Genomic DNA, 9,954 nt, shown 5'->3' on the forward strand with positions numbered 1-9,954 from the left:
GCGGGCCGTCACGTCCACGGCGCTGCCCGCGAAGCCCACGAGCCGGCCGTCGCGCAGCAGGGGGACGACGGCGATGTCGCAGAGTATTTCCCGGTGGCCCGGCAGCTGGAACATGGCCTGGCAGTTGCGCAGGGCCAGCTTGGCCTGTGGGTCGAGCAGGGCATGGATCTGCGGCCTGCAGGCTTCGCGCGCGATGCCTTCCAGCGGCTGCCCCAGCGCCTCGACGCTGGGCTGCCCGGTCCATTGCTCCCAGCGTGCGTTCACGAAGGTCAGCCGGCCCTCGCTGTCGGTGCGAAAGATCAGCTCCTGCACGCTGCGCATGAGCACGGCCATCTCATGCTCGCTGCGCGCCAGGCGCGCCTGGGCCTTTTCCATGGACTGTTGGGACGACTTCTGGACCCTGCGGGTCTTGAGCACCGACCCGCTCAGGCCCAGCACCAGGGCAAGAAGCGCAAGGCCGGCAACGAAGAAGGCGAATGCCTTGTCGCGCCAGCGCGCGACCACCTCCGAGTAGGGCTCCTCCACCACCAGCAGCAGAGGCCAGTTGCGCACAGTGCGAAAGGACACGACCTCATGGGAGCCGAGCATGCCGGCGCCGACGTAGGAGCCGAATTCGCTGTGCGGCAGCCATTGCCGGAACAGCGGTGTCTGCAGCACGGCGGTCGCCTGCACGCCGGTGCCCGCATTCGTGCTGGCCAGCGCCTGGCCGTCGTAGCTCAGCAGCATGGCCTCGTAGCTGAGGGACTCCAGCGTGGACTGGTAGAAGTTGGCCACGGCATCAGGATTGATCAGGGCCACCAGCACGGCCGGTGCGCCGTTGTCGCGCTTGAATGCGAGGATCTGGGGCAGGTAGCGGACGCCCCGCGGTGTCGCATGCGGGGCCGCTGCCAGGGAGGAGAGGCTGCGGCCGGTGACCAGGCGTCCCAGCTGGACCTTGCCCGGGACCGGAGCCGATGCCCTGTCAGGCAGCAGCTTGTGCAGCTCGATCTGCAGGCCGGCCTCGCCCGCTTGCGTGCTCGCCAGGATGCGTCCTTTGCCATCGAGCAGCGCCATGCTGCGCAGAACCGGCAACTGGCCGACCACTTGCGCCAAGGCCGCCTCGCGCGCTGCGCCGGGGCTGTCGGCGGACAGGATGACCGGGTTGTTGGCCAGGCTTGCCAGGGCGACCTCGCCGGTCTCGAAGGTCTTGTTCGTCTGATCCTGCAGCACACGGGCCAGCAACGCCGCCTGGGCCTTGCTCTGCTCGGCCTCGGCATGCAGCTGGCTCCAGACGAACAGCACCAGCCCGGCAAGCACGCACAGGGCAAAGGTCAGCACCAATGCCTTGAGGTGGGCGCTGCGCCTGGCTCCCAGAAAATGATGCGTGCCGGCTCGGCCAGACATGATGAAGGCGCTCCATCGGAGGGTTCAAGGCGCGACGATGGCGCTCAGCCCGTGGTTGCGCGCTGCCCGGGCCAGGCGGCCGTCTCGCCGGATGTCGGAGACGAACTGGTCCAGGCGCGCCAGCCACTGGGCGTCGGCAGGACTGGTTGCATAGCCGTAGGGAAGCACGTGGAACGGCTTGGGCGGTGCGATCAACCGGGCCCAGTCGGAGCTGTCGAGCAGCCGGCGGCTGTAGGGGTAGTCGGTCATGAACACATCCACGCGCCCTGCCATGAGCTCCTTCTCGCGGGTCTGGGGCGGCTCGATGGACACGATCTGCGCATGCTTGAGCGTCTCGCGCATCACGGGCTCCATGAAGGTGCCGCGCTGCACGGCGACCTGCACGCCGGGCTGGTCGATGTCCGCCCAGGACTGCACGGCCTGATTGCTCTTGGTCGTGACGCCGTAGATGTCGCTGCTCAGATAGGGCTGAGTGAAGCGCAGCTGCTTTTGCCGCTGGGGGAGTATGCCCACGGCGAACATGGCGACATCGCAGCGCGACTCCAGCAGGTCAGGTATCAGCCTGGGAAAGGAGGAATCCACATACTGCAGCCGTACGCCCAGCTCCCTGGCCAGTTCCGCCGACAGCTCTGCATCCACGCCCGTCAGCCGGCCCGTGCGCGGGTCGCGGAAGGTGATGCCGTAGTAGTCGGGCCATATGCACACACGCAGGGCGCCCGTGGATGCAATCCGCTCCAGCACCTCGCCAGCTGCGGCAGAGCCGGACCATGGCACCAGACACAGCAGCAATCCGGCAACGGCTGCCAGGCGGGCCAGCACGCGCCTTGGGGACGGTGCGCCGAAACATGTCGATGATGGATGCATGGCGGGCTTTCAGGGTGTGTCGATCAGATCGGTGAAGGACGGGGACTGCCGGGTCAGCGCCAGGCGCAGCGCATCCAGCTCTTCGATGTTGTCCATGAACGCGTCGACGATGCCGGGATCCAGGGCCTTGCCCCGTTCCGCCGCGATCATCTCCAGGGCCCGTGCTCGCCCGAACGCCGGCCGGTACACCCGGTCCATGGTGAGCGCGTCGAAGATATCGACGATGGAGGTGATGCGCGCCGACAGCGGGATGTCCTCGCCTGCCAATCCCTGCGGGTAGCCCTTGCCGTCGAAGCGTTCGTGGTGGCTGGCGGCGATTTCGGCCGCCATCTGGAACACCGGGATGCGCGACTGGCCCAGCAGATGCGCGCCGATCTCGGCATGCCGGTTCATGACCAGGCGCTCCTGCGCATCCAGCGGGCCCTCCTTCTTGAGGATGGTGTCCGGAATGCCGACCTTGCCTATGTCATGCATCGGGGCCGCCTTGCGCAGCAGGCTGGCGAATTCGATGCGGCAGCCCAGGCGCAGGGCCAGGGCCTCCGACAGGTAGCCGATGCGGACGATGTGCGAGCCGGTGTCGTCGTCCTTGAACTCGGCGGCCATGGCCAGGCGCAGCAGGGTCTCGTGGTGCGCACGTGTCACTTCCTTGAGCAGATCGTTGCGCTCGCGGTACATGCGGCCGAAGTCCTGGATGAGCTGCTCCATCTGCTCCACGGCCGCAGGATCGAAACGTCGCGATGGCTCCCGGGGGGAGGCGGTCTGGTACTGGGCCATCAGTCGATCCTCTCGAGCTTTTCGATCGTCTCCAGCAGCTTCAGGGTGCTGAAGGGCTTGACCAGGTATTCGTCGGCTCCGGCCAGCAGGCCCGCCTTGCGGTCCTCGGCGCTGCCCCGGGCCGTCAGCAGGATGACCTGCGTATGCAGCAGCTCGTAGGAGCGCTTGATGCGGCTGCACACCTCCAGGCCGTCGAGCGTGCCCGGCATCATGATGTCGAGCAGGACGATGTCGGGCCTGAGCCTCTCGGCCATCGCCCAGGCCTCGTCGCCATCGCAAGCCTCTATGACGTCAAAGTCGCTGAATTCCAGTGTCATGCGCAGCAGCTTGCGGATGTCGGCATGGTCCTCGGCGATCAGTATCTTTTGCATGGGGAGATCTTTCATGCCGCAACAAAGGTGTGGGCCGGCATGTGAATCATAAATATCAATTCAATCAAATTTTATTGAATTTATCTATCAAATCTGTTGCCAGGCCTGCACGCCCGTGGGCGCCGTATGCTGCCGCCCGCAGCGGGGCGGGTTCCGGCCCCAGGCCGGGAACAGGTCTTTTGCCCCTGTGCGGGAGCCGGCAGCCCCGCCTTTATGTGGCCCGTTCCCAGGCCGGGTCTTTCCACAGGGCATCGAGGTCGGTGAAGCCCCATTTCGCGGGGTCTTCCCGACTGGCTATCTTCTCCTGGCACCCGGGCCGGGCCAGGTCCACGGTCTCCGGTGCCATCCGCATGCCGCTGGCCGTGGAATAGAACACCTTGACCTGCGGACAGGTCAGGGACTGGCGGCCAGGGTCGATGACCACCCCCAGCCTGCCCGTGGTCAGCCGCACCAGGGAGCCCACCGGATAGATGCCTATGCTTTTGACGAAGGCCTGGAAAACGGTCTTGTCGAAGTGGCCGGCACTCCATTCGGCCATCTTGTGCACCGCCTCCGCAGGATCCCAGCCGCGCTTGTAGGGGCGGTCCGAGGTGATGGCGTCGTAGACATCGCAGACCGCGCCCATCTTCGCGAACAGGCTGATGTCCTCGCCGCGCAGCCTGTGGGGATAGCCCGTGCCATCCACCTTCTCGTGGTGGTGGAGGCACACGTCCAGCACGACCGGGTCATCGACGCCGCCGGCCTTGAGCAACTCCAGGCCTCGCGCCGGATGCTCACGCATCTCGTCAAACTCCTGGTCCGTCAGACGCCCGGGTTTGTTCAGGATGGAGGTGGCAATGGCCATCTTGCCGATATCGTGCAGCAGCCCCGCATAGCCTGCCTGGCGCACCTGGTGCGGTGGCAGGTCGAGTTGGCGTGCCAGCACGATCATCAGGGCGCAGACCGCCACCGAGTGCATGTAGGTGTAGTCGTCGCTGGTCTTGAGCCTGGCGATGCTGACCATGGCGCTGGGATTGCGGATGATCGAATCGGACACCTCGGCGACCACGGAGCGGGCCTCGTCCTGGTTGATCTCCCTGCCCATGCGCACCTCGCGGAACATGGCGGTGATAGCCTGCCTGGACTGGTGGCAGATGCGGGCGGCCCGCTTCACCTCCTCCTCGAAGGCAACGGGCCGCAGCTCGCACTCCAGCTCGGCCAGTTGCGAGATCTCGGACAGTTGGGCGTCGATCACGGTGTCCACCTGCTCGCGGGTGAAAGACGGCCCGCCTTGCGCAACATCCAGGCCCTTGGCGGTATCGATCCACACTTCCTGGATGGGGGACTGCAGGATCCTCGCCAGGTCGGCAGGGTCTTCCAGCTTGAAGCGGCTGCGCCAGAATGGGTGTTCCATCCAGCTGCCGCAAAAGCTCTCCAAAAACATGCCCAGCCGCAGCTGCCGCACACTGATGCGCTTGATCATGAACAAGGGCCCCGCAACGGTTCACATGGATACGTCATCTTGCCGCCATTTCCTTGCTTCTGTACGGATCCAGGTCAGAAGGCCGCCCATTCCTCTTCCTTGACCTGCGGCTGCGCACGGGCAGGCGACAGGCGTGGCGGCCTGCAGGGCTGCGCTTGCCTGGGTGCCATGGCCTGGGCGGTCGCGGCGCGCGGCCCGCCAGGCTGGCTTGCGCCATGCTCGGGATGCATCTTGAAGGTGGAGACGATCTGCGCCAGGGCGGCGGCCTGCTGCTCCAGGCTGCCTGCAGCGGCCGAGCTTTGCTCGACCAGCGCCGCGTTTTGCTGCGTCATCTGGTCGAGTTGGCTCACCGCCTCGCCGACCTGACGGATGCCCACCGCCTGCTCGGCCGATGCGCTGGAGATCTCGCTGATCATGGTGTCCACGCTGCGCACCTGCTCCACGATGCGGTCCATCTGCTCGCCGGCCCGGGTCGCCACCTCGGTGCCCTGCTCGACCTTTTGCAGGTTGGCGCCGATCAGCTCCTTGATCTCCTTGGCCGCCGTGCCCGAGCGCTGGGCCAGCGCGCGCACCTCGCTGGCGACCACCGCGAAGCCCCGGCCCTGCTCGCCGGCCCGCGCGGCCTCCACGGCTGCGTTGAGCGCCAGGATGTTGGTCTGGAAGGCAATGGCGTCGATGACGTTCGTGATCTCGGCAATCTTGCGCGAGGCCTCCGAGATGTCCTGCATGGTATGCACCACCAGGGCCACGGACTTGCCCCCCTCGACAGCGGAGGCCGAGGCGGCCGAGGCCACCTTGTTGGCCTGCTGGGCCGTGTCTGCATTCGTGCGCACCGTGGCCGTGAGTTCCTCCATCGAGGCAGCCGTTTCCTCAAGGTTGCTGGCCTGCTGCTCGGTGCGCTGGCTCAGGTCCAGGCTGCCGGAGGCGATCTCGCTCGATCCCGTCGCAATGCTGTCGCTGCTGAGGCGAATGCTTGCCATGATCTCGCGAAGCTTGCCGTTCATGTCGCGCATCGCGCCCAGCAGCCGGGCGGGCTCATCCCGGCCCTGCACCACGATGCTGGCCGTGAGGTCGCCCCGCGCCACGGTGTCCGCCACCGAGACCGCCATGTGCAGGGGCTCGGTGATCGAGCGCGTGATGGCCCATGCCAGCACGGCGCCCAGGGACACCGCCAGCGTGGCCAGCCCGCCGAGCAGGTACAGCGCCAGGTGGTAGTCCTTCTCGGCCTGCTCGGTGGCCTTGCGCCCGCCCTCCTGGTTCAGCGCGATGTCCTGGCCCACGACGTCCATGAAATCGGTGAAGACCTGGGTCGCAGATCCCGTGGCTTGGCCACGCGCCTGGGCCGACTGCTCCGGCCCGGCCTTGGACAGCTCCAGCACCTTCCTATCCTCCAGCACGACGGCGTCCCAAATTACGCGCATCTTGTCGTACAGCTTCTTTTCCTCAGGGGAGGAAATGAGCTTTTCGTAGGTGGAGAACTCCGACTCAAGGGCTTTCTCGGCCTTAGCCAGCGCCTCTTCCTGAGCCTGCTTGCCCGGTACAGACTCCTCAATCACATGGCGAAGGGTGGCGCGGCGGGCTTCATTGGCCGTGGCCCGGATCGAGGCCAGCACATTAGTGGAAGGCAGCCAGTTGGTGCCCAGGTCGTTGGCATTGAACTGGACCCGGGCGATCTGCAGGGAGCCGATGGCCGCAACCGTGCTCAACAAGAGCAAAAGCAGGGTAAAGGCAACGATGAGCCTTGTGCGGATGGACAGAAGTCGGAGGAACATGGGGTCTCCTGGGGGGCGGTTGGAAGGAGCTTCGATCAATATGATGTAAATGATTGTTTCTTTGGCTTAAACGCATCTTAAGAAATCAGATTTATCAATTTAAAACTGTGTGGCCTTGCCCCCGAGATCCGGTTCCGCGGAACCGCCACGCAGTCCTCTCCCTCTTGACTGACCAATCGCCACAGACCTTTGGAGCCAGGCGAAGCCTTCCGCCTGACGTGCACGACGGAGCATCAGCGACCAAAGTTGTAAAAGTCGGTTGTGCTTGTTGTCGCGCTCTGCTAAATTTTATCAAATTCATCAAATAAATTTGATTGGAGTGATAAAATGCCGCATGCACTGAAGACCGAAACCACCAGGCAATGGCTCTCCTTCCGCGTGGACGATGAGGAGTTCGGCATCGACCTGCTGCAAGTGCAGGAGATCCGGTCCTACGAGTCGCCCATGCGCATTGCCAACGGCCCTGCCTACTTCAACGGCGTGCTGGAACTGCGCGGAGAGGTCATTCCCGTCATCGATCTGCGGCTCAGGCTGGGGCTTGCGCCCAAGCCATATGACGCCTGCACCGTGACCATCATGCTGCGCCTGCCTGGCGGAGTGACGGGCATGGTGGTGGAGGGGGTCACCGACGTGGTGACGCTCATGCCGCAGGACCTGCGCGCCGTGCCCGCCATGGGCGTGGGCCTGGTCAATGACTGCCTGCTGGCCATGGGCGTGCTCGATGAGCGCTCGCTGTTGCTGATCGATGCCGACAAGCTCCTGGCGACGGCCACGGCAGCCCTGCCGGACTGCGCTGCTAGCTGAGCCATGTGCTCCGGCACGCCCCGGTCTTCCGCTCGTACACCGCAAATTTTCATATCGCCCGCAGACCTGGAGGCGGAGAAAGGCGCTCTCACCTCAGCACACACCGACGTCAAGGCCTGGCTGACCGAGCTCCAGGCACAGCAGCTGGTGCAGGCCGTGTCGATCTTCCAGCTGGGAGGCCATGCGGCACAGCTTTCCTCAACCCCGCCGCTCCCGCAACCGACGGTGCGGGCGCGCAAGCCGGCACCCGCGACAGCGGCACTCCCCGCACGCCAGGCTGCCCGCGCCGTGCAGCCCGTGCAGACCGTGCACAAGCAAGCGCAGGAGCAGGACGACTGGGTGTCGTTCTGATCAACCTCCCCCTTGCGTGCCGCCTTTGCGTGCGGCCCTGGCACTCGTCAGACCGCATCGCGGCACACCGGGATACGGGGCCACGGCCATGCAGGGGCTGCCAGGGGACGCAAGGCCCAAGTCCCAGGGCCCGCGCAAGTTCTGATATTTTCAACGCTGTTCCTGCGCAGGCAGCCCCCGGCTTTCGACACCCCCATTTCATGATTTCAAACCTCATTCCGTTGAACCCACAGCAACTGGACGCCGCCATCGTCGATCTCGACGGCACCATGGTCAACACCCTGGGCGACTTCGCCGAAGCCCTCAACCGCATGCTGGCGGACCTGCAACTGCCGGCCATCGCCCCGCAGGCCATCGAGAACATGGTGGGCAAGGGCTCGGAGCACCTGATCCGCTCGGTGCTGGCCCATGTGGGCGCGGCCGATGTGGATGCCATCTACGGCCAGGCCTGGCAGCGCTACGAGCACCACTACCTGCAGCTCAACGGCCAGTTCGCCGAGGTCTATCCGGGCGTGCTCGAAGGCCTGCAGGCCCTGCGCGCGCGCGGCCTGCGGCTGGCCTGCCTGACCAACAAGCCGCTGTCCTTCGCCCGGCCGCTGCTGGAACAAAAAGGCCTGGCACCGCTGTTCGAGCAGGTCTTCGGCGGCGATTCCTTCGAGCGCAAGAAGCCCGACCCGCTGCCCCTGCTCAAGACCTGCGAGGCCCTGGGCACCTCCCCGGCACGCACGCTGATGCTGGGCGACTCCAGCAACGACGCCCAGGCCGCGCGCGCCGCGGGCTGCCCCGTGGTGCTGGTGAGCTACGGCTACAACCACGGCCAGCCCGTGCGCCAGGTCGATGCCGATGGCTTCGTCGATGCGCTGACCGAACTGGCCTGAGACGCGCAGCCTCCAAATTTGTTGGAAAAAGAATGGGGTTTGGCGATGGTTAACGCACTTTGACGGTGCGATTTATGTTTTTGCTAGAGTCGTCTGCTTTGCCATCCTGGCCGCGATCCGGCCACAGACAAGGAGGAAGCACGCGACATGCACGGACTGCACCTGACCGCCGATCTCTACCAATGCCAGGGCGACGAGCGCCATATGCTCGACGCCGATGCCATCGCCGCCCTGTGCCGCGCACAGACCGCGCAGGCCGGCCTGACCCTGGTGGAGGACCGCTGGGTCAAGTTCCCTGACTACCAGGGGCAGCCCGGCGGCGTCACCGGCACCGTGCTGCTGGCCGAATCGCACCTGGCCATACACACCTGGCCCGAGACCGGCTGCGTCACCGTCGATGTCTACGTCTGCAACTTCTCCGCCGACAACTCGGGCAAGGCCCGCGCGCTGATGGAGGGCGTGATCGCCGCCTACGCGCCGGGCCGCGTGGTGCGCCAGCATCTGATGCGCGGCGACATCGGTCCCGGCGCCCAGGCCACGGCGGCGGCCGATGAGGGCGATTGGGCGCTGGAGGCGCTCACGCCCCATGCGCGCTTTGGCTGGCGCGCCACGCGGCGCGAAACCGTGCAGACGCCCCATCAGGAACTGGAGCTGCTGCACACGCCGCAGTTCGGCAAGGTGCTGCGACTGGATGGCCGATTCATGACCTCCGAAGGCGAGGAATTCTTCTACCACGAGGCCCTGGTCCACCCCGCGGCCCTGGCCCACCCGGCGCCGCGCAAGGCGCTGATCCTGGGCGGCGGCGATGGCGGCGCAGCCGAGGAACTGCTCAAGCACCCGTCCATGGAGCAAGTGGTGGTGGCCGAGCTGGACGAGGCCGTGGTCCAGGCCGCGCGCACGCACCTGCAGCAGGTGCACCGGGGCGTGTTCGATGACCCGCGCCTGCAGCTGCGCATAGGCGACGGCATGGCCATGGTGGAGCACACCGAAGAACGCTTCGACCTCGCCCTGATGGACCTCACCGACCCCGACACGCCTGCCAGCGCGCTGTACTCCGACCAGGCCCTGGCGCGCATGAAGCGCGTGCTGGCGCCGGGCGGCGCCCTGGTGCTGCACCTGGGCAGCCCCGTCTTCCATGGCGGGCAGGTGGCGCGGCTGGTGGCCAGCCTGCGCGAGCGCTTTGCCATCGTGCGCTGCTACGGCCTGTACATCCCCCTGTACGGCGCCTACTGGGGCCTGGCCGTGGCCTCCGACACGCTGGATGCGGCGGCGCTGCCCCCCGCCCAGCTGCGCCA

The 9,954-nt window shown here is 66.1% G+C and carries 10 protein-coding genes; 4 read left to right on the top strand and 6 right to left on the bottom strand.

Annotation, left to right across the window (positions count from 1 at the left end; genetic code table 11):
* The 6 genes from L995_RS07260 to L995_RS07285 all read right to left on the bottom strand — a co-directional run.
* Nucleotides 1-1,383: PAS domain-containing protein (locus L995_RS07260; protein ID WP_047470602.1), on the bottom strand; the 1,383-nt coding region annotated here is incomplete at its 3' end.
* 24 nt (nt 1,384-1,407) lie between these two features.
* The gene (locus L995_RS07265) at nt 1,408-2,247 is read right to left on the bottom strand and encodes a substrate-binding periplasmic protein (protein WP_016453965.1); all 840 of its coding nucleotides are present in this window, start codon (nt 2,245-2,247) and stop codon (nt 1,408-1,410) included.
* Between the two features lie 9 nt (nt 2,248-2,256).
* Nucleotides 2,257-3,021, bottom strand: a complete 765-nt coding sequence (locus tag L995_RS07270; protein WP_047470590.1) for an HD-GYP domain-containing protein — start codon at nt 3,019-3,021, stop codon at nt 2,257-2,259.
* Nucleotides 3,021-3,392 carry a response regulator transcription factor gene (locus L995_RS07275; RefSeq protein WP_017404901.1) on the bottom strand — a complete coding sequence of 124 codons (372 nt, stop codon included), beginning with the start codon at nt 3,390-3,392 and terminating at the stop codon, nt 3,021-3,023. Before L995_RS07275 ends, L995_RS07270 begins: the two co-directional genes overlap by 1 nt.
* Nucleotides 3,393-3,603: 211 nt before the next feature.
* Nucleotides 3,604-4,854, bottom strand: a complete 1,251-nt coding sequence (locus L995_RS07280) for an HD-GYP domain-containing protein (protein ID WP_047470592.1) — start codon at nt 4,852-4,854, stop codon at nt 3,604-3,606.
* A gap of 74 nt (nt 4,855-4,928) precedes the next feature.
* On the bottom strand, nt 4,929-6,626 hold the full coding sequence (locus tag L995_RS07285; RefSeq protein WP_047470594.1) for a methyl-accepting chemotaxis protein: 1,698 nt from the start codon (nt 6,624-6,626) through the stop codon (nt 4,929-4,931).
* 327 nt (nt 6,627-6,953) lie between these two features.
* Between L995_RS07285 and L995_RS07290 the strand changes: the two genes are divergently transcribed.
* The 4 genes from L995_RS07290 to L995_RS07305 form a co-directional block, all read left to right on the top strand.
* A complete protein-coding gene (locus tag L995_RS07290) occupies nt 6,954-7,430 on the top strand; it encodes a chemotaxis protein CheW (protein ID WP_047470596.1) in 477 nt (158 codons plus the stop codon).
* A 3-nt stretch (nt 7,431-7,433) separates the two neighbouring features.
* A complete protein-coding gene (locus tag L995_RS34240; RefSeq protein WP_047470598.1) occupies nt 7,434-7,781 on the top strand; it encodes a hypothetical protein in 348 nt (115 codons plus the stop codon).
* A 200-nt stretch (nt 7,782-7,981) separates the two neighbouring features.
* Nucleotides 7,982-8,659: a phosphoglycolate phosphatase gene (locus tag L995_RS07300; protein ID WP_047470600.1), complete on the top strand. Its 678-nt coding sequence runs from the start codon at nt 7,982-7,984 to the stop codon at nt 8,657-8,659.
* A 147-nt stretch (nt 8,660-8,806) separates the two neighbouring features.
* On the top strand, nt 8,807-9,954 hold a 1,148-nt coding region (locus tag L995_RS07305; RefSeq protein ID WP_047470601.1), incomplete at its 3' end, for a bifunctional adenosylmethionine decarboxylase/class I SAM-dependent methyltransferase.

The organism is Delftia sp. ZNC0008 (assembly GCF_000799035.1).
GTDB classification, from domain to species: domain Bacteria; phylum Pseudomonadota; class Gammaproteobacteria; order Burkholderiales; family Burkholderiaceae_C; genus Comamonas; species Comamonas tsuruhatensis.

What these genes read in the sequence shown, in the direction of transcription:
- L995_RS07265 (WP_016453965.1), bottom strand. Translation starts at nt 2,247, where the DNA reads ATGCATCCATCATCGACATGTTTCGGCGCACCGTCCCCAAGGCGCGTG.
- L995_RS07270 (WP_047470590.1), bottom strand. Translation starts at nt 3,021, where the DNA reads ATGGCCCAGTACCAGACCGCCTCCCCCCGGGAGCCATCGCGACGTTTC.
- L995_RS34240 (WP_047470598.1), top strand. Translation starts at nt 7,434, where the DNA reads ATGTGCTCCGGCACGCCCCGGTCTTCCGCTCGTACACCGCAAATTTTC.
- L995_RS07290 (WP_047470596.1), top strand. Translation starts at nt 6,954, where the DNA reads ATGCCGCATGCACTGAAGACCGAAACCACCAGGCAATGGCTCTCCTTC.
- L995_RS07275 (WP_017404901.1), bottom strand. Translation starts at nt 3,392, where the DNA reads ATGCAAAAGATACTGATCGCCGAGGACCATGCCGACATCCGCAAGCTG.
- L995_RS07300 (WP_047470600.1), top strand. Translation starts at nt 7,982, where the DNA reads ATGATTTCAAACCTCATTCCGTTGAACCCACAGCAACTGGACGCCGCC.
- L995_RS07280 (WP_047470592.1), bottom strand. Translation starts at nt 4,854, where the DNA reads ATGATCAAGCGCATCAGTGTGCGGCAGCTGCGGCTGGGCATGTTTTTG.
- L995_RS07285 (WP_047470594.1), bottom strand. Translation starts at nt 6,626, where the DNA reads ATGTTCCTCCGACTTCTGTCCATCCGCACAAGGCTCATCGTTGCCTTT.